We start from the raw sequence: 20935 nt of genomic DNA, 5'->3' as shown, positions 1-20935 counted from the left end.
AGGCAGGGATCTTCCATGTCCGCTCACGCACGCATTGCTGCGATCACCAACCGCATCGTCGAACGCTCGAAGCCGACCCGCGAGCGCTATCTGGAGCGGCTGCGCGCCGCCGCCTCCCAGGGCGTGCACCGCTCGGTGCTCGGCTGCGCCAACCTCGCCCATGGCTTTGCGGTCTGTTCCCCCGCCGAGAAGGACGCGCTTGCTGGCGACCGCATTCCCAATCTCGGCATCATCACCGCGTATAATGACATGCTCTCGGCCCACCAGCCGTTCGAGACCTATCCCGCAATCATCCGTGAGGCGGCCGCTGAAGCAGGTGGCGTCGCCCAGGTGGCCGGCGGCGTGCCTGCCATGTGCGACGGCGTCACCCAGGGGCAGCCGGGGATGGAGCTGTCGCTCTTTTCGCGCGACCTGATCGCCATGGCCGCGGGCGTCGGCCTGTCGCACAATATGTTCGATGCCGCCCTCTTCCTCGGCGTCTGCGACAAGATCGTTCCCGGCCTCGTCATCGCGGCACTCTCCTTCGGGCATCTGCCGTCGATCTTCGTGCCGGCCGGGCCGATGACCACAGGCCTGCCGAACGACGAGAAGTCGCGGGTGCGCCAGCTCTTTGCCGAGGGCAAGGTCGGCCGCGCCGAACTCCTGGAGGCGGAATCGAAATCCTATCACGGCCCCGGCACCTGCACCTTCTACGGCACGGCCAACTCCAACCAGATGCTGATGGAGATCATGGGCTTCCACATGCCCGGCTCCTCCTTCATCAATCCCGGCACGCCGTTGCGCGAAGCGCTGACGCGCGAAGCCGCCAAGCGGGCGCTGGCGATCACCGCGCTCGGCAACGAATTCACGCCGGCCGGCGAGATGATCGACGAGCGTTCGGTCGTTAACGGCGTCGTCGGCCTGCATGCGACCGGCGGATCGACCAACCACACGCTGCACCTCGTTGCCATGGCGCGGGCAGCCGGCATCCAGCTCACCTGGCAGGACATCGCCGAGCTTTCGGAAATCGTTCCGCTGCTTGCCCGCGTCTATCCGAACGGGCTTGCCGACGTGAACCATTTCCAGGCGGCCGGCGGCATGGGTTTCCTGATCAAGGAACTCCTGAAGCATGGCCTGGTGCATGACGACGTGCGCACCGTCTTCGGCCAGGGTCTCCAGGCCTATACGGTCGATGCCCGCCTCGGCGAAAACAGCACCGTTCTGCGCGAGCCGTCGCCGGAGAAGAGCCATGATCCGAAGGTGCTCTCCAGCATCGAAACACCGTTCCAGGCGAATGGCGGGCTGAAGATGCTGCGCGGCAATCTCGGCAAGGCAGTCATCAAGATCTCCGCCGTCAAGCCGGAGCGCCACATCATCGAGGCGCCGGCGATCATCTTCCACAGCCAGCAGGAACTGCAGGACGCCTTCAAGGAAGGCAAGCTCAACCGCGATTTCGTCGCCGTCGTGCGCTTCCAGGGCCCGAAGGCGAACGGCATGCCGGAGCTGCACAAGCTGACGCCGCCGCTCGGCGTGCTGCAGGATCGCGGCTTCCGCGTGGCGCTTCTGACTGACGGTCGCATGTCCGGAGCATCCGGAAAGGTACCGGCGGCAATCCACGTCACGCCTGAAGCGGTCGACGGCGGCCCGATCGCCCGCATCAAGGATGGCGACATCATCCGCCTGGACGCGATCAAGGGCACGCTGGAAGTGCTGGTCGATGCTGCCGACATGGCCGAGCGCGAGCCGGTAACCGTCGATCTCTCCGACAATGAATTCGGCATGGGCCGCGAGCTATTCGCGCCGTTCCGCCGCGCCGTCGGAGCTTCGGATCAGGGTGCGAGCGTTCTCTTCCACTGAACCTAACCAACGCAAATAAGCAAAAACCCGCGGAGTGCGCGAAGCGTCCCGCGGGTTTTGCTATTGGCAGCCCGATCTATCCGTCAGGCGCGGATATCGAGGACGTAATCCTTGTGCGCCGGGTGTGTGCTGTAGACGAAAATCTTGTTCAGCTCCTTCTGCGTCAGCAGGCGCAGGAAGCGAACTTCGATCGTGTTGTTGGCGTTGACCTTCATCAGCAGGCAGCCGACCTTGGTGATGCGGGCATCCGGAATATCCAGATAAAACTGCTTCGGCAGGCTGAACTGGGTCAGGATTGCGAGCGTCGCGCTGCTCATCGAGATCCGGACGATGTCACAGCGGCGCGAAGCCGCGTGCATGACGCCCTTTTCCGTATATTCGATGCGCGCGGCATTCATCGTGTCCTCCATTTTGAACCGCGCCTCGCGGTCATACATGAAGGATTCTTCCTTGCTCAGGAAATGAGATCTTGGCTGTGACGGATTGGAAGCGGCCACTTGCTTATCCCCCTCATAAATTGACGAGGAAAAAGTAGCAGCCGATCTTTAACAGAAAGTGAGAATCCGGTCCGCCAAGTATAATTCTGGGGATTATCAGCCCAAAAATGGCGACCTCATTTCCGGTAGGTATGGCCGCTTGCATCGAAGAGATGCAGCTTCTGCCGGTCGGCGGCAAAGCGCATCCTCTGGCCCTTATGGACATCGTAAATGCCGGGCAGCTTGACGACGATCGGCTCGCCGGGGACCAGGCCTTCGATATAAAGCAGCGTCACTTCGCCGAGCGCTTCGACGATCGAGACTTCGCCCTCGAAGACATAATCGGCGCCGTCGGCGATCCTCAAATCCTCCGGTCGAACACCGAAGCTCGCCTGCTTGCCCTTCTCGGATGCTTCGGTCGCCACATCGAGCGTGACCGACATGCCGCCGGTCAGCGTCACGGTCGTCTGGTTGCCGGGGCCTGATATCGTCGCGGGGATGATGTTCATGGCCGGCGAGCCGATGAATTTTGCCACGAAGAGGTTGGCCGGGCGCTCGTAGAGTTCCAGCGGCGCGCCAACCTGCTCGATATTGCCGGCGGAAAGCACGACGATGCGGTCGGCAAGCGTCATCGCCTCGACCTGGTCGTGGGTGACGTAGATCATCGTCGTATCGGCCATTTGCTCGTTCAGGCGGGCGATCTCGATGCGGGTCGCGACGCGCAGCGCAGCATCGAGGTTGGACAGCGGCTCGTCGAACAGGAAGACCTTGGGGTCGCGGCAGATGGCCCGGCCGATCGCCACGCGCTGGCGCTGGCCGCCCGAAAGCGCCTTCGGCAGGCGGTCGAGATATTTGCTCAGTTGCAAGCTCTCGGCCGCCGCACGCACGCGCCGATCGATCTCCTGCTTGCTTTCGCCGGCGATCTTCATGCCGAAGGCCATGTTGTCGTAGACGGTCATATGGGGATAGAGCGCGTAGGACTGGAAGACCATGGCGATGCCGCGCTTCGACGGCGGCACGTCATTAACGAGTTGGCCGTCGATATACATCTCGCCGCCGGTAATCGCCTCGAGGCCGGCGATCATGCGCAGAAGCGTGGATTTGCCGCAGCCGGACGGACCGACGAAGACGATGAATTCGCCCTGTTTGATATCGAGGTCGATGCCGTGGAGAACGTCCACGGAACCGTAGGATTTGCGAATATCCTTCAGCGTCAGTCCAGTCATGTCTCTCTCCCCTCCTGATCCTTAAGCGAGACGGGCGAAATACGCCCCCCAGGCCGGAATATCGATCTTGTCGCCATAGTTGTTGCTGATAAAGCCGTGCCCCGTCAACGCCTGCCATTCTCCCGCAGGCAGAGTGACGCTAGCCTCGGCCGGGCACATGTTGAAAATGCAGAGCAGCTTCTCGTCACTGTACTCGCGGGTGAAGACCAGGACATCGCCCTCTGTCTCCTCGAATTCGATTTCGCCCTTGGCAAAAGCTGGGTGCAGCTTGCGGAAGGCGATGAAGCGTCGATAGTGCTCGAGCACGGAAGCCTCGTCGCCCTGCTGGACGTTGACGGCCCGCAGGATATGTTCGACCGGCACCGGCAGCCAGGGCTTGACTGTCGAAAAGCCGCCCTGGGCGACGTGGCTGTCCCAGACCATCGGCGTGCGGCAGCCGTCACGGCCTTTGAACTCCGGCCAGAACTGGATGCCATAGGGATCCTGGAGATCCTGATAGGCGAGATCGGCTTCGGTCAGCGCAAGCTCCTCGCCCTGATAGAGGCAGACGGAACCGCGCAGCGTCATCAGCAGCGAGGCATACAGCTTGGCGAAGGCGTCGTGATCGGCGACCAGTCCACCCCAGCGGCTGACATGGCGCATGACGTCGTGATTGGAAAAGGCCCAGCAGGCCCAACCGTCGGGGGCTGCGGCCTCGAAATCCTCCATCACCTCCTCGACGCGCTCCGGCGTCAGCGGATCGGGCGCCAGGAACTCGAAGGCGTAGCACATGTGCATCTTGTCATTACCGGACGTGTATTCGCCGACGATTTCGAGGCCGCGCTGGCTGTCACCCACCTCGCCGACAGCGGCGATCGCCGGATATTCCTCGAGAACGGCGCGGAAGCGCTTCAGGAAGGCTAGGTTCTCCGGCCGGTTCTTGTCGTAGACATGCTCCTGGAAGTTATAGGGATTGACCGCCGGCGCCGTCGAGGCGTTGCGGCGCTCGGGAGCAAGCGCGGGATTGTCGCGCAAGAGCGGGTCGTGGAAATAGAAATTGATCGTGTCGAGGCGGAAGCCGTCAACGCCGCGATTGAGCCAGAAGCGCACGACATCGAGCAGGCGATCCTGCACTTCCGGGTTATGCAGGTTCATGTCCGGCTGCGAAGTCAGGAAATTGTGCAGGTAATATTGCATGCGCGTCGGATCCCACGCCCATGCCGAGCCGCCGAAGATCGACAGCCAGTTGTTCGGCGGCGTGCCGTCCGGCTTGGCGTCGGCCCAGACATACCAATCAGCCTTGGCGTTGGTCTTGCTGGAACGGCTCTGCACGAACCACGGGTGCTGGTCCGAGCTGTGGGAGATGACGAGGTCGATCATTACGCGGATGCCGAGGCGATGGGCCTCCGCGATCATGGTATCGAAATCCACCAGGGTGCCGAAAATCGAATCGACATTCTCGTAATCGGAAACGTCGTAACCGAAATCGCGCATCGGCGAGGTGAAGAAGGGAGAGATCCAGATCGCATCGACGCCGAGGCTTGCCACATGCGGCAGTCGGGCGGTGATGCCCTTCAGGTCGCCGATGCCGTCGCCGTTCGAATCCTGGTAGGAGCGCGGATAGATCTGATAGATCACCGCGCCGCGCCACCAGTCCTTGTCGGCGGTCAAGATCGATTGGGAAGCCACGTTCATGAGATATCCTGTCTGAAGTCACGTTTGGGAATGGTCAGCCGCCCTTGACCGAACCCGCCAGCAGACCACGCACCAGATAACGCTGCAGTCCGAAGAAAACGAGCAGCGGCACGACGATAGTGACGAAGGCCGACGCCGTCAAAATCTCCCAATTGCCGCCGCGCGAGCCGAGCAGCGCGTTCAGCCTGCCGGTCAGCACGAGGTGATCCTGGTCGGTGCCGAGGAAGACCATGGCGACGAGCAGGTCGTTCCATACCCACAGGAACTGGAAGATGGCGAAGGAGGCGAGTGCCGGGAAGGACAAAGGCAAAACGATGCGAACGAAGATCTCGAAGTCGCTTGCGCCGTCGACGCGGGCGGATTCGATGATCTCCTTCGGCAGGCCGGCGATATAGGCCCGCAGGAGAAAGATGGCGAGCGGCATGCCGAAGGCGGTGTGTGCGAACCAGATGCCGGGATAGGTCTTCGACGGCTGGCCGAGCATATTGCCGATCTCGTTGTAGAGGCGAAGCAGCGGAATCAGCGACATCTGCAGCGGCACGACGATGAGGCCGACGACGAGCGCAATCAGCAGCGCGCGGCCGGGAAAGTCCATCCAGCTCAAGGCATAGGCGGCAAAAGCGGCAATCAGGATCGGGATGATCGTCGCCGGGATCGTCACGGTCAGCGAATTGATGAAGGACTGGCCGATGCCCTCGCCGGTTAGAACCGTCTTGTAGTTCTCCAACGTGAATTCCGGCGGCGCTGAGACGGACGCGTAGATGCGCCGCGGCCGCTCGTCAGGCGAAAAGGCCGTGTTCTTCATGTAGCGATAGCTGCCGTCGCTGTTGATCTGCAGGCTCTCGCCATCGCCGAGATCGGCGGTCTCGCCGGCTTCAAAAGCGGCCGGCTGCTGCACGCGGTTGCCGAAGGCTTTTACCGAGCGGCCGGTCTGCCCTTCCAGCACATTGCCTGTGATGACGTAGTTGGCGCCTTCCTGCCGCTGCTGGTCAGGCGTGCCCAGGCGGACGGCGACCGTCTGTGTCGAGCCGACAAAGGCCGTCCACCAGCCGGAGACGACGATCTGATCCCTATCACGCAGGGCGCTGACAAAGATGCCGAGCGTCGGGATGAGCCAGATGATAACGATCAGCAGAACGGCAAGGTGAACAAAGAGACGGGCGGGGCCGATCTTGAAATAGCTTCCGACAGCGGTCATCTCAATGGCCCTTCAGTTCGCGGTTGGCGCGGCGCACGTTCCAGATCATGATCGGTGTCACGGCGAGCATGATGATGATAGCGATGACCGCACTTCGGCCGGAATCGCCGCCACCGCGGAACATCCAGTCGAACATCAGATTTGCCAGCACCATCGTCTGCCACTGGCCGTTGGTCATGGTCAGCACGATGTCGAAGACCTTGAGGACGAGGATGGTGATCGTCGTCCAGACGACGGCGATGGTGCCCCAGACCTGCGGCACCATGATGCGCCAGAAGATCTGCCAGCCATTGGCGCCGTCGATGACGGCGGCCTCGATCGTCTCCTCGGGAATACCGCGCAGCGCTGCCGACAGGATGACCATGGCGAAACCGGTCTGGATCCAGATCAGGATAACCATCAGGAAGAAATTGTTCCAGAAGGGAACCGAGATCCAGACTTCGGGCGCGCCACCGAACAACTGGACGATGGCGTTCAGCAGGCCGATCTGGACGTCGTTACCGCCGCGATATTCATAGATGAATTTCCAGATGACCGAGGCGCCGACGAAAGAGATCGCCATCGGCATGAAGACGATGCTCTTGGCGATATTGCCCCACCAGATGCGGTCGGTCATCACGGCGATTACGAGGCCGAAAAAGGTGCAGGCTGCCGGCACGACGGCGAGCCAGAGGATGTTGTTGAAGATCGACTGGCGGAATTCGCGGTCGCCGATCGCCCATTTGTAATTGGCAAGACCGACGAACTGCAGGCCGGTGCGATCATAAAAGGAGAGAACGAAGGTCGCAACGACGGGATAGACGAGGTAGACGAAAAGCAGCAAGAGCGCCGGGCCGAGAAAAAGCCATGGCCGGATAACCGCGCGGCGATTGAGATTACGCGATGCGGCGCGAATGTCGCCGTCCTTCACCGGCAGGGCCAGATCCAGAAGCTTGTTGGAAAAATAGAAATAGGCCGAGCATGCAAAAACGGCAAATGCCACGACGCCCAAAGCGGACACTATCTGCGACAGCATTACGTCCCTCCCCTGCTTCCCCTGATCTTATTCCGACCGGTTTTCATTCTGACGGGTCAAGCCCGGTCACCGTCAATATGCTTACATTGCCCAGTCACAATATATCCCGCGATGGCCGGGCTCTTTGCGAACCCGGCCAGTCATGCAGGCCATGCCGCCGGCAAACCGGCGGCATCATCTTGAACGATTACTTGATGCCGTCCCAGGCGCTCTGGATTTCGCCGGCGGCCTCTTCGGCAGACTTGCCGCCGACGAAATCGACCATGCCCGTCCAGAAGGCGCCGGCGCCGATCTTGCCCGGCATCAGGTCGGAACCGTCGAAGCGGAAGGTGGTGGCGGACGTCAGAATCTCTCCTTCCTTCTTCATCTGCGGATTGGCGTACGCATCAGTGCTGACGGCCTTGTATGGCGTCAGGAAACTCGACTGCGCCATCCATACCTCGTGCGCGATCGGGGTCTTCAGGAAATCGATGAAGGCACGGGCGGCCTTCGATTCCTTGGTTATCGAAACGAGCGTGCCTGCGCCGAGAACTGGCTTCCCGAGTTCCGGATGCGCGGCATAGGTCGGCATGTAGAAGAAATCGGCGTCTTGGCCAAGCTTCGTCCCCTCGGGGAAGAAGGATGGGATGAAGGAGGCCTGGTGATGCATGTAGCACTTCGGCGGAACGGCGAAGAGACCCTTCGGGCTGTCGCGGAAGTCGGTCGAGGCCACGGCCGCGACACCACCATCGACATATTTCTCGTTCTTGGCGAACTTGCCGAATTCATCGATCGCGGCAACGACGGCCGGATCGGTGAACTTCAGCTCATTGGTGGTCCACTTGTCATAGGCTTCGGGTGGCTGCATGCGCAGCATAAGGTCCTCGACCCAGTCGGTCGCCGGCCAGCCGGTGGCACCGCCGGAACCGAGACCGATGCACCAGGGTACGCCGCCGTCCTTGACGATCTGATCGGTCAGGGCATGCAGCTCTTCCATGGTGGTCGGGATCTTGTAACCGGCTTCCTCGAAATTCTCCGGAACGTACCAGACGAGCGACTTGACGTCGGCCTTGTAAGGGAAGGCGTAGAAGGCTTCCTTGCCGTCCTTGCCCTTGTAGGTGCCGTAACCGACCCAGCTGTCGCCGGCGCCGTAATTGTCCTTGATCCACTTGGAATTGTCGTCGCCGAGCGGCGTCAGGAAGCCCTTGCCGGCGAGATCGGCCAGAAGGCCCGGCTGCGGCAGGATGGCGATGTTCGGCGGCGAGCCCGCCTGCGTGTCGATGACGATCTGCTGTTCGTAGTTTTCGGAAGAAGAGTATTTCGCGTCGACGCCGGTCGCTTCGGTGAAATAGGCGAGAACGCTCCTGAAGAACGCCTCGTCCTCTCCGCGCCACGGCCCGAAGATCGACAGCGGCTGCCCCTTCAGATCGGCGTGCGCGGCCTTGAATTCGTCATAGCTCTTCCAGTTGAACTTGGAATCCTGTCCCGGGGCAAATTTCAGATCGGCCGCGGACGCAGCACCGGCAAACAGCGCCGCAACGGCAACGCCCATCAAAAATGATTTTTTCATGTGATCAACCTCCCATCACAATCCCAACTGCGCCGAATTCCCTGAAAAAAGAAATTTCAAAGCGCTTTGACACCCAACTCATTTCACTTTCAGTGGAATGAAGTCAAGTCAATTCGCGAAAACTCGCCATAAACGCGCGGGATATCGCAGCGCAACGGCGCCCAGCGGCGAATATGGAGCGATTTTTCTTGAGTCAAGCGCACGAGATGCTACATAATTGAAAGCGCTTTGGATGCCATTGGGAGGCGGCAGGCCTTTTAGAGCGGCCGACGGGCGGGGCCGGGAGGAAGCATAACAGGTGAATCTCAAACAGCTATCGGAATTGCTCGGGCTGTCGCAGACGACCGTGAGCCGGGCGCTCAACGGCTATCCCGAGGTCAACGAAGCGACCCGGGAGCGGGTGCTCCAGGCCGTCAAGGAAACCGGATACCGGCCGAACAAGGCTGCCCAGCGGCTTGCGACCGGCAAGGCAGGCTCGATCGGCCTGGTCATGCCGACGGCGCCCGGCCACCAGTCCGACGTGCATTTCGGCGAATTCCTGGCCGGGCTCGGCGAGGAAGCCGTGCGTCATGATTTCCATTTCGTCATCATGCCGGCCGATCCTGACGACGAGGTGGCGGCACTCCGCCGGCTTGCGATCAGCGGCAATGTCGACGCACTGTTCGTCGCCTATATGCGCGGCCACGATCCGCGGCTTCCCATGCTGAAATCGCTCTCCATGCCCTATGTCGTGCACGGCCGCTCCTTCGGCGCGGAGCCGGATTATCCGTATCTCGACATCGACAATGAAGGGGCCTTCTACGACGCGACACGTCTCTTGCTGCAGCTCGGCCACACGCGTTTTGCCTTGATGAACGGGCCGACGCATCTCGATTTCGCCATCCGCAGAAGGAACGGCGTCATCTCGGCCCTTGCCGAACGTGGCCTGACGCTCGAGGAGGATTGCATGAGCCACGCGCTGATGACCGACGAGCAGGGCCTTCTGGCGATGGAACGCTTCCTGCAACTGCCGCAGCGGCCGACGGCGATCCTATGCTCCAGCACGGTCATGGCGCTGGGGGCGATTCGCGCGGTCAACCAGGCGGGATTGCGGCTCGGCGAGGACATTTCGCTGATCGCCCATGACGACGTGCTGCCGCTCTTGAAGCCGGAAAGTTTCTCCGTGCCGCTGACGACCACACGCTCCTCGCTCAGGGCCGCCGGCGCCCGCATCGCCCAGCGGCTGATCGGCACCGTGAAACAGACCGGCCCCTTCCCCGAGCAGGAACTCTGGAAGACCGAACTGATCGTCAGGGCCTCGACCGGTCCCGCCCCCAGTTAACACTAGTCCGTTTCAAAACTGCGGCGGCGTCTGCCCTGCAGCCCGATGAGCGGCGATGACCGTATTGGCCATCAGCATGGCGATGGTCATCGGCCCGACCCCGCCGGGAACCGGGGTGATGGTGTCGGCAACGGTGGAGACCTCGGCGAAGGCGACGTCGCCGACGAGCCGGGTCTTGCCCTCGCCCCTGTCGGGAGCCGGCACACGGTTAATGCCGACATCGATGACCGTCGCACCCGGCTTGACCCAATCGGCCTTGACCATCTCCGGACGGCCGACGGCGGCCACCAGAATATCGGCATTGCGGCAGACTTCGGCGAGATTCTTGGTTCTGGAGTGCGCGATCGTCACCGTCGCATTGGCGTTGAGCAACAATTGCGCCATCGGCTTGCCGAACAGGTTGGAGCGGCCGATGACGACGGCATTGAGGCCCGAGAGATCCTCGCCATGGGTGCGGCGGACGAAGACCATTGCGCCGGCCGGCGTGCAGGAGACCAGTCCGGTCTTCAGGTCGCCGGTGGCGAGCTTGCCGGCGTTGACGACGCTCAAGCCATCGACATCCTTTTCCGGCAGGATCGACTGGATGATCGGCTCGCTGGCGAGCGGCTTCGGCAGGGGCAGCTGCACCAGGATGCCGTGGATGGTCGGATCAGCGTTGAGGGTGGCAACGAGCGCTGCCAGCTCCTCCTGCCTGGTCTCGGCCGGCAGCGTGTGCTGGACGGACTTGAAACCGCATTCCTTGGCCATGCGGCTCTTGGAGCCGACATAGGCGTGGCTTGCCGGATCGTCGCCGACGATGATGACGGCCAGGCCGGTGGTGACGCCGCTGCTCTTTTCCAGCGCCGCCGTCGCACTCTTGACCGTCTGAATGACTGATGCAGCTACGTTCTTGCCGTCGATTACTGTCACCACGCGTCTCTCCGCCCTGTTTCGCGCCAATCTATTGATAGTTGACGAGCGTCAAATGCCCGCTAACGCCCTATCCTGTCGGAAAGCGGCAAGGCAATATCAAACTTGCAAGGAAATGTTGGGTTCAGCGCAGCGCCTGCTGTGCTTCCATCACGTGAAGTCGAAGCCGGTCGCGCAGGCCGGAGATCTCGGAGCGCAGAACCTCCATCTCGTCGACCGGCGGCGGAGAGGCGAGCGACGGCGGCGCCGGCATTTCCTCGCTTGCGGAAGCCGCGGCGGATTTGCGCCAGAACAGCAGGAGGATGAGGCCAAGGCCGAGCGCAAGGCCCGTCGCCGCCCCGGCCAGCACGCGGCCGATCCGATCATTCGTTCTCGGCACCGCGGCCGCAAGCGGCGGTTTCAGGACGGTCAAATGGCCGTCATCGCCCCTCGATGTCGGCGCCGCCTCCAGGCGCGAGCGCGCGGCATTCGCCTTTTCGCGCAGCTCGGTCAGCCGGGGCAGATCGACGCCGGTATCCCGGCTCTGGGCGATCAGCGTGTTGCGGCGATCGCTCAGGCCCTTGCGCGCATCGACCGCAGCCTTAGCGGCGGCATTGGCGAGCTGGGCCAGACGGGCAAGCTCCTTGCCCATGTTGTCCTTGAGTCGATCCGTTTCGGCCTGTTGCTGCAGCAGGCGCGGATGGCGCGGGCCAAGCTCGGCCGAAAGCTGCGCCAGCGTCGTCCTGGCGACGGCATATTTGTCACGCCAATCCTGCAGCGCCGGCGAGAGCATATCGGAGGGGAACGATCCATCCAGCACGCCCGCGAGTTTCGCCGCCTTCAGCGCGTCAGCGCGCGCCTTGGCTTCGAGGATATTCTGGTCGGCCTGTTTCAGATCGGCATCGAGTCCGTCGATCTGACGGCGAAGATCGATCGCCACCTTGACGTTGCCCTCGCCGCTTTTGGCCGTGAAGGCGGCAAGCTCCGCCTTCGCCTCGTCGTAGGTCTTGCGCAGCACAGTGTCGGTTTCGGCGCTCCGGCCGGGACCGCTGCCTGCGGACACCGCTTCGCCAAGCTGTGCGGCGATGCGCATGGATTTGCCGCTGTCGCCGGTCGTCACCCTGACAAGGATCGTACCGGCGGCGACATCGGGCATGATCTCGACCGCATGTTTCAGCGCCGCCTCGGCGCGCGAGGCCGGATCGGCGGCAGCACCGCTGGCCGAGAGGAGATCGAGCGCAACGCCGAGCGCATTGGCACTGGAGCCGGCGAATTCCGGATCGTGATCGAGTTTTAGCGCAGCGACCGTCGACGCCATCATGCGCGCCGACAACAGGCCTTTCGCCGCAGCCTGGGTGAAGGCGGCGCGGCTTGCCGCATCCGTCCTTACCGAAAGCGTCGTCTCGGCACGGTAGAGGGCGGGCGAGACCGGCATCAGGGCCGGCAAGCCTGCGCCGAGGACCGTGGCGGCGACGACCGTCATGACAAGGGCGAAGCGGCCGGCGCGGTGGCTGGGCGTTGCCGGCTGCGATCTGACGGGTTCCTCACGGATAACGGCCAGCGGTTCGGGCGGGAGCGCGGGCCCTTCGACCGCAGCGTTCGGCTCCTCCTGACCGGCCGGCGCCGGTAGACGAGGGCGGCCGGCATCGTTGGCCGCCCGAAGCCGGTTGCCGAGGATGGTTTCGATGCGGTCGACCAGCGGCGCCGGACGCGCCGCCATTTCGCGCTGCTCTTCCAGCGCGCGGCCGATCGCGCGCAGCAATTCGGCCTCGGGGGGCGCGATATCGGCACCCTTCGACCGCCGGCGATAGGCGACGTCAAAGGGGCGCGGCCCCGCGGCTGCGCGATCCTGGAAGCTGTTTCTCGCCCTTATATCGTACATTTGCGCCACTTCTCATGCACATGATGGCCGAGTTCAATCATCCGCACGCGATGCAGATGATTAAGCTACCCTAAATATTCATGGCAAAGAAATGGTTAACCGTGACTGGCAAGAATTGCGGTCGGACGTGTCAAATTTGAACCGGACGCTGCCGGTTCAGCTCGCCTTCCTGCGATCCGCAATCGGCTGCGAGACGCTGCGCTGCTCTTCCGGTTGGCTGAGAATTCTTTCGCGACGACGGAAGCGGTAGCGCAGGACATGGAAGAGGAAGACCGGAATGCCGATGATGTAGCGCCGCCAGAGCCGCGCAGGCTCCTGTATCAGCCGATAGGCCCATTCGAGACGCATCATTCGCACCGTCTTCGGCGCCCGCGGAACGGCGCCGGAGACGAAGTCGAAGAGCGCGCCCACCGTCAGCACCAGCCGCGCATGATCGGCGCGGATCTTGTCGTAGACCCATTTCTCCTGCAACGGCGTCCCCATGCCGACGATCAGAATGTCGAGCTTCTGGCGCTCGATCTCCTCGGTGACATCAGTGGAGTCGACCTTGTCGAAAAAGCCGTCGGAAATGACGACAAATTCATGCCAGGGTGTGTGCCTGCGAAAATTTTCCGCCGCCGCCTCGACGACCGAGCGCGCGCCGCCGATCAGGCCGATGCGGCGCGGAGTCTCCATGAAGGTAAGAAAGGCCGGGACGAAATCGGTGCCGTTCAGATTGGCGGGAAACGGCGAGCCATGGGCAATCTGCGACGCAATGTTGAGACCGATGCCGTCAGGCAGCACCAGATTGTGCGACATGATCCGATAATACTCGTCGTCGCGCAAAGCTGTCAGCATATTATGAGCGTTGACGAAGCAAACCACGGTCTGACCAACGGGAATGGAGGCCAGCTCGTTGATAAAAACGAGGGCATCGTCCCAGCCGAGATCACAGACCGGCAGATCGAAGATTGTCCGCCGCGACGCAAGCACCGCGAAGTTTGCAATCAAATTCATTCTTACCTCCTGCCGAGGGTGCGTCATGCGCCCAACATCCCGGAAAACAAGCTCATATTCCGCACCCCGGAGGTCTCGAAAGGACCGGTCGCGTCACGCATGGAACGACGTCGCCCCGATCGCGGAAACGGCGCATGCCAAGCTGTGCCACCTGATATAACAGGACGGTTTCAAACAACCCTTAGGAAAATTCCTTGGATTTTGATGCTCGTATAAGTAGTTTATTAACCAAAAGCAGCCCAACGGCAAACGGCGCCCGAAGGCGCCGTTGCTGTATCGACAGTCCGTTGTTTCAATGGGCGGCCTGGGCCGGTGCTCCCTCAGCTGGTGCACCTTCGATGAGCTTGACCGGTGTACCGAGCTTCTTCGGTTGACCGGCCGAATTTTCCTTGACCTCTTCCTTGGAGAGATAATCGAGCTGCTCCAGCATCACGTCGGCGACATACTCCCCGCCGAGGCGCTCGTTCATGCCCTTCTTGATCTCCTCGCGGAAGGCCTTCGGGTCGAAGGATTTGATATGCGCGAGATCGACCATCTTGTTGCCGACAAGCAGACTGAAAAGTTCGTCGGTCGTCATCTCGGTCAGCGGCAAGGTCACGCCCTTCAGCATGTCCTTGTTCATCATGAAGGAAATACGGCCGAGGAAATAACCGGTGATCGCGCCGTTGCCGATGACCGGCACAGTGATCGTTTCACCCTTCACCAGTTCGAGCGCGCTCTGCCTGGAATCGGATACCGCGGGCGCCGGCGCCGTCGCCAGATACACCGAAAAATAGACCGAGGCCAAGGTGATCGCGCAAACCCAGATGCCGGTAAGGACGAGCTTGATCATCAGTTTCCACGCGCGGCGAATTGTTCCTGAGAATAGGTGCCGTCGGCGTCGGCGTCCTGAACGGCATTCTTCAGGAGGTCGGCGACGGCGCGAACCGCTTCGAGATGCGCCTCGACGCGCCGGGCGTTGAGAACCAGCTTCTTCTTCAGCCCGTGCAGCTGATCGAGATGGGCAGCGGCAAGCTCGGCCGGATCGGTATCGCGGAAGAGCATCGACAGCTCGTAGAGGCAGCGGCTCTTATGCGCGTTGGAGACCTTGAGATCGAACTGCGGATCGCTGCCGATCCGGGTATTCTCATTGTCGATGATCATTTCGAGGCGTCCGAGAACGGATTTGATCCTGTATTCGTTCGAAATTATTTCCATTGTATCCTCGATTATGCGTCTCTTAGAGCATGATGCCGAAAAGTGTGCGCGGTTTTCGGGCGACATCATGCTCTAACGATTTAATTTAGAACAGATTTTCAGGCCAACGGGCCTGAGATCATCCTGTTCTGTCGGCCTTGGCGTCCGCCGTCGGCGTGCCGAAGGTCTTGCGCTGGAAGTCATCGATCATGCTGAGCGCGGTGTTGCGGTCACGATCATCGGTGGCGGCATTGACGATCTTGCCTTCCTGCCGGCGCAACTGCTCGCTGTACATCTGCTTGGCAATGCCGATGCCGTCGCCCTTGGCCATGGTGTTGCCGAGCTGTTCGGCCATCATGCCCTTCCAGATATCGCCGGTCGCGCCCTTGCCGTAAACGTCTTCACTTTCGCTCGGCAGCATCGACTTGACGAAGTTCTGCAGCACCATGGCCTCGAACTTCCGGTAGCTTTCCGGAACCTCCTCGGCCTTGGTGCGGTTCTGAATGTTGGAGAGGCCGCTCTTCTGGCCGATATGATCGAGAACGTCGACCGTATTGGAGAAGCCCTTGCCGTTCTCGGCGAGGCTCGTTGCGGCAAAGGCCGCACGATTTGCCTTCAGTTTTTCCTGGGCTACCTGAACCTCCATGGGGTCGGCAGCTTTGACAACGTCCAGAACCAGATCACTGGGGGGCGAAATAGCCACGTTACAATCCTCTAAATTAAGATCGTAACGATTATGGTTTTTGAAGCTTGCTGGAGGCTGGCGTTGCGAATTGCTGATCGATGACATCGTAAACCGCATTGTCATCGGCCTCGCGACGCTCGGCGTCCAAGGCCTCCTTCATGCCCTCTTCCAGGCGATCGGCCTTGGCGCGCTCGCGCGTCAGCCGCATCTCGTGGATCTGCTGCATGCCGGTCAGCTGCTGATCCTTGATCGTCAGCCTGCCGAATCGGTCGGCATAATTCTGCGAAAAGGCGTGGTGGACCGGGTCCATCGAACCGAGAGCGAGAATGACGTCGTCCATCGCCGCATTGACCTCGATGCGCTGACGGCTGGTTTCGGCCAGGTCGTTCTCCGCCATCCTCTCGATATGCCGCTGCACCGACAGCAGACGCTTGAGTTTTTGGGAGCGGCTCTTCTCGATCATATCAGCCTCATCGCCCGATATAGATCGAACTGAAGGCCTGGCCGAACTGGCTGACCAGCGCCGCGACCGAGACATAGAACAGGAAGAGCCCGCCCATCAGCAGATAGGGTGTGGAAATGAAATAGACCGGGATCTGCGGCGCCAGCTTGTTAATGAAGCCGATCGAGACGTTGAAGATCATGCCGTAGATCAGAAAGGGGCTCGACAGCCGCAGCATGATGTAGGTGGTCTGCTCCAGCGTGTCGGTAAAGGAGATCAGGGTCGCGCGCATCTGCGTCAATCCGCCGAAGGGCATGGTCGTGTAGGAATCGACCAGCGCGCGGAAGACGATGTGATGGAAATCCATGATGAAGAGAATCATGATGCCGGCAAAGGTGATGAAGCCGGAAAGGCTGGTCTCCGGCGCGTCTTCGATGACATCGACGGAGCCCGGCTGGGTATAACCGACCATCATGGCGATGATCGTCGCGGCGAACTGCATGCCGAGCGTATAGATTCTCGCCAGCATGCCGTACATCACGCCGACCAGTGATTCGCTGAAAATCAGGCCGATGTAGGTTCCGGCTCCCGTGTGGACAGCCGGATAGACCGTGTCCCAGAGCAGCGGCATGAGCGCGATCGACAGCGCAGCGGCGATGAAGACGCGCAGCTGCTCGGGCACGCGCGCCGAGGAAAAACCCGGAAGAGCCAGCACACAGCCACCGATCCGGCAGAAGACCAGGAACAGCGCGAGAACGGTCCCTTGCGGGTCTGTTATCATGAAATCGAGCCCAAAATCTTTATCTCGATCCCCTTGGCCAACTCGACATGCGACAGGACCGGGAGCGTGGCGAACAGCCGTTCGATGATCATGCGCACATAGGAGCGCGTTTCCGGCGACGTGACAAGGGCGAATGGCAGGCCGCGATCCATGAACTCACGGATAACTTTGCTGGCCTGCTCGCTGAACTCCTCCAGGCTTCTGGGATCGATGTCGAACTCGATCACCTCGCCCTTGGCATCGCGTTTCAGCGCCTGGTGGAAGGCGAGATCCCATTTACTGCCGAGTCTGAGCACACGCAGCACGCCGTTGTCGGCAAGATCGCCGCAGAGCTGCTGGGCCATGCGGATGCGGACATGCTCGACGATCTGCTCGGTCTTCCTGACATGCGGCGCGAGCTCGGCCACCGCCTCGAGAATGAGGTGCAGGTTGCGGATGGAAACGCGCTCGGCAAGCAAGAGTTTGAGCACCGCCTGCAGGCCCGAATAGGACATGTGCGAGGAGCAGATCTCGTCGGCGAGCTTCTTATATTCCGGATCGAGGCGGTCGATCAGCACCTTGACGTCCTTATAGGATAGGAGCTGCGGCAGGTTGTTGCGAATGACCTCACTCATGTGGGTGAGCACGACGGAGACGTTGTCGATCGGCTGGAAGCCCTCGCGTTTCAGATCGTCGGCGAAGTTTTCGAGGATCGAGACAGCAGGCATGCCGAAAGCCGGTTCGCGGATTTCGTCGCCGGGGATGCTCGGGCGCCGGCCGGCGCCGGTGACAACCAAGACTTCGCCGACACGCAGCAGATTGGAGGCGACCGTCGTGCCGTGGATGCGGATCTGATAGGACTTCTCTGCGATCGCGATGTCGTCGGTGACCTTGATCTCCGGCACGACGAAACCGTATTGGGTGGCGAATTTCTTGCGCATCTTGCCGACGCGGAAAGCCAGTTCCTGATGGGCGCCGAGCAGGCGTGTGGAGACCATCTTGCCGAGCGCGAGCTCGATCTCGGAGGTGCGGAGCACCGACTTGACCGAATCCTTCTCCAGCTCCTTGTTCTGGACGACCTTCTTTTCCTCCTGTTCGCGGCGCAGCTTGTTTTCAGCCTCGACCTGTCGCGGGATGAACCAGGCGCCGAAGGCGAGGAGACCGCCGAGAACGGTGAAGGGAATGGTCGGCAAGCCCGGCATCAGGCCGAGAACGAACATCAGCACGGCTGAGACGGAGAGTGCGCGGGGATAACCGCTCAACTGATTGACGACCGCCTGGTCGGTGGAACCGAGGGTGCCGCCGCGGGAAACGAGAAGGCCGGCGGCGAGCGAGACGATAAGGGCCGGCATCTGCGAGACGAGACCGTCGCCGACGGAGAGCTTGACGAAGACGTCGGCCGCTTCGCCGATCGGCATGCCGTGGCGGAAGTAACCGATGATGATGCCGCCGAAGATATTGATGCAGGTGATGATGAGGCCGGCGACGGCATCGCCGCGCACGAATTTCGAGGCACCGTCCATCGCACCGAAGAAGGAGCTTTCCTCCTCGAGTTCCTTGCGCCGGCGCTGGGCTTCCCTTTCATCGATGATGCCAGCCGAAAGATCGGCATCGATCGACATCTGCTTGCCGGGGATGGCATCGAGGGTGAAACGCGCACCGACTTCGGCGATACGCGTGGCGCCCTTGGTGATGACGATGAAGTTGATGGTGATGAGGATCAGGAAGACGATCAGACCGATGACGAAGTCGCCGGACATGACAAGGCTTGCGAAGCCGGCAATAACGCCGCCGGCCGCATCGTGGCCTTCGTTGCCGTGGGACAGGATGACGCGAGTGGTGGCGATGTTGAGCGCCAGCCGGGTCATCGTCGCGATCAGCAGGATGGTCGGGAAGGACGAGAAGTCGAGCGGCTTCTGGATCCACAGCGCGACCATCAGGATCAGCACCGAGAAGGCGATCGAGAAGGCCAGCCCCATATCGATCAGGAAAGGCGGGATCGGCAGGAAGAGAATGCAGATGATGCCGATGATGCCAAGGGCAAAACCGACATCGCGCAGGCTCGGGACGACTTTCGGAAGGGGGAGTGCGGGTGGTTGCGCCATGACGATTCCGTCTCTTCATGAGAGGAGGCGGAATTGAGTCCGCCCAGTTGGGATCGAGAGTTAAATGGCGAAGCTTGCGCGAAGGTGGCTCAGAAGCCGGATTGAATGCGGGAGAAGACCAGATTGGTGAAAATCGAGATCTGCGAGCCGACGAAGGGTGCTGTGATCCCGACGGTGATGAGCACCGCGACGATCTTCGGCACGAAGGTCAGCGTCGCTTCCTGCACCTGGGTCAGTGCCTGGATCAGGGCAATGACCAAACCCACCACCATCGCGGCGATGACGGCGGGACCGGCGGCAATCAGGACGGTCCAGATCGCGGCTTGGAACAGATCCAATGCATCAGCTTCATTCATCTGAAGGCAACCTCATATCGCCTCGAAGCAGCCCCGCCCTGGCCGGGCCGCTGTTGATTTGTATCACCCGCCGCGTCGGCGCCGCGGCATCAGGTATCGCTGCTGTCGCTGGTCGTGGTCGTCGGCGGCGCCTTGTCAGCAACGGTGATTCCCGCCTGCACGAGTATCTTACCGCCATCCGTGGTCGTCGCAATGATGCCATCGGAATAAACCTTGACGGATTCAATGGTGCCTTTGACGGTGCCGTCGGCGCTTTCCATATATTTACCGACGTAGCTGCTCGCCTGGGTGAGGCTCGAGCTCGACAGAAGCGTATCGAGTTTGGTGTTCGTCTGGATCGTCTGCTCAACCTGCGAGAAGCTTGCCAGCTGCGACATCTGCTCGCTGGCATCCATCGGATCGGTCGGATCCTGGTTCTTCATCTGCGCGATGAGCAGCTGAAGAAAATTGTCGTAATTCAACGTCGCTTTTTTCTGGGCCGAATTCGTCGAACTCGTCGTCGAAGTGCTCACGCTCGACGTTGCATCTACCGCCATGGTGCGATCTCCCTGCGAATCTGCTCGACCATCGTCGGCGGCAGCTCGTGGTTGTTGAGGATATTGTCTTCGATCGCATAGAGGCCGCGGATCGCCTTCAACGCATCGAAGGCGCGCCCCGTCGACACAAGCGCGTCGATCCGCTTCAGCTCGGCGAGGACTTCCTCGTTCTTGAAGCAGGTGAGCAGCATGGTGATCGACTTGCGGAACATCGCCGTCGAGTGGTCCTTGCCCTCGGGGTTGATGAGGATCATCTGCGCGATGAAATAGAGCTGGCGCAGAGGCGTCGTCGCGCCTTCCGGCTGAAGGACGTGATTTTCGAGAAGGAACGTCACATCATTCAGGAATTCCAGCGCGACCTTGCGGTCGACACGCAGGACGGCGCCGTTGATGAAGATTCTTTCCCCGGCTTTCAGAGAAATGCGAAGTGTACTTTTCATTTAAGTCCATCCCTGATGATGGTGGTAACGTCGATGATGCCCTGGTAGTTATTAGACAGACGTTTTCTGATCCTGTCGCATTCCTTCAAAATCCAGATTGCGATCGAGATGAGATTGGCCCTGAGCTGAACATCCAGCTGGTTGTCCGGATGCTTCAGATCCTCGATGAAGCTGATCCACACCCGGCGCGTATAAAACAGGGCTTCAATGGCTTCCCGACCGTATTTTTCCTTGTCGCGCGCCAACGACAGCAGTTCTATGGACCGGTCAAGAACCTGCCATTCCCGCTCTTTCGCGTCGGCCACCGAGTCCTGCATGACTTCGGCATATGAGAACTGATACATTCATGCATCCTTCTTTATACTGCGCGCCTT

At 61.1% G+C, this 20935-nt stretch carries 21 protein-coding genes; 2 read left to right on the top strand and 19 right to left on the bottom strand.

The genetic code is table 11. The annotated features are described in order from the left end of the window. Positions 1–15 precede the first annotated feature (15 nt). A complete protein-coding gene (edd, locus tag GGI60_RS07985) occupies positions 16–1836 on the top strand; it encodes a phosphogluconate dehydratase (protein ID WP_183914622.1) in 1821 nt (606 codons plus the stop codon). 83 nt (positions 1837–1919) lie between these two features. On the opposite strand, the gene GGI60_RS07980 is transcribed toward edd, so the two are convergent. From GGI60_RS07980 to GGI60_RS07955, 6 genes are all read right to left on the bottom strand, one after another. Continuing rightward, on the bottom strand, positions 1920–2273 hold the full coding sequence (locus tag GGI60_RS07980; protein ID WP_020920408.1) for a hypothetical protein: 354 nt from the start codon (positions 2271–2273) through the stop codon (positions 1920–1922). 176 nt (positions 2274–2449) lie between these two features. After that, positions 2450–3538 (bottom strand): ABC transporter ATP-binding protein, encoded by a 1089-nt coding sequence (locus tag GGI60_RS07975; protein ID WP_183914621.1) that lies wholly within the window; start codon positions 3536–3538, stop codon positions 2450–2452. 21 nt (positions 3539–3559) lie between these two features. Beyond that, the gene (locus tag GGI60_RS07970) at positions 3560–5212 is read right to left on the bottom strand and encodes an alpha-glucosidase (protein ID WP_183914620.1); all 1653 of its coding nucleotides are present in this window, start codon (positions 5210–5212) and stop codon (positions 3560–3562) included. A gap of 34 nt (positions 5213–5246) precedes the next feature. Next, positions 5247–6410, bottom strand: a complete 1164-nt coding sequence (locus GGI60_RS07965; protein ID WP_183914619.1) for a carbohydrate ABC transporter permease — start codon at positions 6408–6410, stop codon at positions 5247–5249. A gap of 1 nt (position 6411) precedes the next feature. After that, on the bottom strand, positions 6412–7425 hold the full coding sequence (locus GGI60_RS07960) for a carbohydrate ABC transporter permease (protein WP_183914618.1): 1014 nt from the start codon (positions 7423–7425) through the stop codon (positions 6412–6414). 187 nt (positions 7426–7612) lie between these two features. Beyond that, positions 7613–8974 carry an ABC transporter substrate-binding protein gene (locus GGI60_RS07955; protein ID WP_183914617.1) on the bottom strand — a complete coding sequence of 454 codons (1362 nt, stop codon included), beginning with the start codon at positions 8972–8974 and terminating at the stop codon, positions 7613–7615. A 298-nt stretch (positions 8975–9272) separates the two neighbouring features. Between GGI60_RS07955 and GGI60_RS07950 the strand changes: the two genes are divergently transcribed. Next, complete coding sequence (locus GGI60_RS07950; RefSeq protein WP_183914615.1) at positions 9273–10295, top strand: LacI family DNA-binding transcriptional regulator; 1023 nt, start codon at positions 9273–9275, stop codon at positions 10293–10295. Positions 10296–10307: 12 nt separating this feature from the next. Here the strand turns inward: GGI60_RS07950 and folD are convergent, their stop codons facing one another. The 13 genes from folD to flaF form a co-directional block, all read right to left on the bottom strand. Then, a complete protein-coding gene (folD, locus tag GGI60_RS07945) occupies positions 10308–11207 on the bottom strand; it encodes a bifunctional methylenetetrahydrofolate dehydrogenase/methenyltetrahydrofolate cyclohydrolase FolD (protein WP_183914613.1) in 900 nt (299 codons plus the stop codon). A 121-nt stretch (positions 11208–11328) separates the two neighbouring features. Then, positions 11329–13065, bottom strand: a complete 1737-nt coding sequence (locus GGI60_RS07940; protein WP_183914611.1) for a succinoglycan biosynthesis protein exop — start codon at positions 13063–13065, stop codon at positions 11329–11331. 156 nt (positions 13066–13221) lie between these two features. Then, complete coding sequence (locus tag GGI60_RS07935) at positions 13222–14061, bottom strand: WecB/TagA/CpsF family glycosyltransferase (RefSeq protein WP_183914609.1); 840 nt, start codon at positions 14059–14061, stop codon at positions 13222–13224. Positions 14062–14353: 292 nt separating this feature from the next. Further along, positions 14354–14893 carry a hypothetical protein gene (locus GGI60_RS07930; protein WP_183914607.1) on the bottom strand — a complete coding sequence of 180 codons (540 nt, stop codon included), beginning with the start codon at positions 14891–14893 and terminating at the stop codon, positions 14354–14356. Next, complete coding sequence (locus GGI60_RS07925) at positions 14893–15258, bottom strand: hypothetical protein (RefSeq protein ID WP_183914605.1); 366 nt, start codon at positions 15256–15258, stop codon at positions 14893–14895. The genes GGI60_RS07930 and GGI60_RS07925 overlap by 1 nt, the downstream gene beginning before the upstream one ends. Before the next feature lie 118 nt (positions 15259–15376). Then, complete coding sequence (locus GGI60_RS07920; protein ID WP_183914603.1) at positions 15377–15940, bottom strand: rod-binding protein; 564 nt, start codon at positions 15938–15940, stop codon at positions 15377–15379. Between the two features lie 31 nt (positions 15941–15971). Continuing rightward, positions 15972–16385 (bottom strand): hypothetical protein, encoded by a 414-nt coding sequence (locus GGI60_RS07915; protein ID WP_097582577.1) that lies wholly within the window; start codon positions 16383–16385, stop codon positions 15972–15974. A gap of 7 nt (positions 16386–16392) precedes the next feature. Beyond that, positions 16393–17145: a flagellar biosynthetic protein FliR gene (locus GGI60_RS07910; protein WP_183914601.1), complete on the bottom strand. Its 753-nt coding sequence runs from the start codon at positions 17143–17145 to the stop codon at positions 16393–16395. After that, entirely contained in the window at positions 17142–19229 is a 2088-nt protein-coding gene (gene flhA / locus GGI60_RS07905; RefSeq protein WP_183914599.1) for a flagellar biosynthesis protein FlhA, read from the bottom strand. The genes GGI60_RS07910 and flhA overlap by 4 nt, the downstream gene beginning before the upstream one ends. Positions 19230–19318: 89 nt before the next feature. Then, the gene (gene fliQ / locus GGI60_RS07900; RefSeq protein WP_183914597.1) at positions 19319–19585 is read right to left on the bottom strand and encodes a flagellar biosynthesis protein FliQ; all 267 of its coding nucleotides are present in this window, start codon (positions 19583–19585) and stop codon (positions 19319–19321) included. 89 nt (positions 19586–19674) lie between these two features. Then, on the bottom strand, positions 19675–20121 hold the full coding sequence (gene flgD, locus GGI60_RS07895) for a flagellar hook assembly protein FlgD (RefSeq protein ID WP_183914595.1): 447 nt from the start codon (positions 20119–20121) through the stop codon (positions 19675–19677). Then, the gene (gene flbT, locus GGI60_RS07890; RefSeq protein ID WP_183914593.1) at positions 20112–20561 is read right to left on the bottom strand and encodes a flagellar biosynthesis repressor FlbT; all 450 of its coding nucleotides are present in this window, start codon (positions 20559–20561) and stop codon (positions 20112–20114) included. Before flbT ends, flgD begins: the two co-directional genes overlap by 10 nt. Beyond that, entirely contained in the window at positions 20558–20905 is a 348-nt protein-coding gene (gene flaF, locus GGI60_RS07885) for a flagellar biosynthesis regulator FlaF (protein ID WP_010028573.1), read from the bottom strand. The genes flbT and flaF overlap by 4 nt, the downstream gene beginning before the upstream one ends. Positions 20906–20935: the final 30 nt, after the last annotated feature.

It is taken from the genome of Rhizobium lentis (assembly GCF_014200175.1).
Classification (GTDB): Bacteria; Pseudomonadota; Alphaproteobacteria; order Rhizobiales; family Rhizobiaceae; genus Rhizobium; species Rhizobium mulingense.
This window is presented reverse-complemented; position numbering and strand designations above follow the sequence as displayed.

Bases quoted from the DNA above. Each gene is read 5' to 3' on its own strand.
- edd (WP_183914622.1), top strand. From the start codon at position 16: ATGTCCGCTCACGCACGCATTGCTGCGATCACCAACCGCATCGTCGAA.
- GGI60_RS07980 (WP_020920408.1), bottom strand. From the start codon at position 2,273: ATGTATGACCGCGAGGCGCGGTTCAAAATGGAGGACACGATGAATGCC.
- GGI60_RS07975 (WP_183914621.1), bottom strand. From the start codon at position 3,538: ATGACTGGACTGACGCTGAAGGATATTCGCAAATCCTACGGTTCCGTG.
- GGI60_RS07970 (WP_183914620.1), bottom strand. From the start codon at position 5,212: ATGAACGTGGCTTCCCAATCGATCTTGACCGCCGACAAGGACTGGTGG.
- GGI60_RS07965 (WP_183914619.1), bottom strand. From the start codon at position 6,410: ATGACCGCTGTCGGAAGCTATTTCAAGATCGGCCCCGCCCGTCTCTTT.
- GGI60_RS07960 (WP_183914618.1), bottom strand. From the start codon at position 7,425: ATGCTGTCGCAGATAGTGTCCGCTTTGGGCGTCGTGGCATTTGCCGTT.
- GGI60_RS07955 (WP_183914617.1), bottom strand. From the start codon at position 8,974: ATGAAAAAATCATTTTTGATGGGCGTTGCCGTTGCGGCGCTGTTTGCC.
- GGI60_RS07940 (WP_183914611.1), bottom strand. From the start codon at position 13,065: ATGTACGATATAAGGGCGAGAAACAGCTTCCAGGATCGCGCAGCCGCG.
- GGI60_RS07935 (WP_183914609.1), bottom strand. From the start codon at position 14,061: ATGAATTTGATTGCAAACTTCGCGGTGCTTGCGTCGCGGCGGACAATC.
- GGI60_RS07930 (WP_183914607.1), bottom strand. From the start codon at position 14,893: ATGATCAAGCTCGTCCTTACCGGCATCTGGGTTTGCGCGATCACCTTG.
- GGI60_RS07925 (WP_183914605.1), bottom strand. From the start codon at position 15,258: ATGGAAATAATTTCGAACGAATACAGGATCAAATCCGTTCTCGGACGC.
- GGI60_RS07915 (WP_097582577.1), bottom strand. From the start codon at position 16,385: ATGATCGAGAAGAGCCGCTCCCAAAAACTCAAGCGTCTGCTGTCGGTG.
- GGI60_RS07910 (WP_183914601.1), bottom strand. From the start codon at position 17,145: ATGATAACAGACCCGCAAGGGACCGTTCTCGCGCTGTTCCTGGTCTTC.
- flhA (WP_183914599.1), bottom strand. From the start codon at position 19,229: ATGGCGCAACCACCCGCACTCCCCCTTCCGAAAGTCGTCCCGAGCCTG.
- fliQ (WP_183914597.1), bottom strand. From the start codon at position 19,585: ATGAATGAAGCTGATGCATTGGATCTGTTCCAAGCCGCGATCTGGACC.
- flgD (WP_183914595.1), bottom strand. From the start codon at position 20,121: ATGGCGGTAGATGCAACGTCGAGCGTGAGCACTTCGACGACGAGTTCG.
- flbT (WP_183914593.1), bottom strand. From the start codon at position 20,561: ATGAAAAGTACACTTCGCATTTCTCTGAAAGCCGGGGAAAGAATCTTC.
- flaF (WP_010028573.1), bottom strand. From the start codon at position 20,905: ATGTATCAGTTCTCATATGCCGAAGTCATGCAGGACTCGGTGGCCGAC.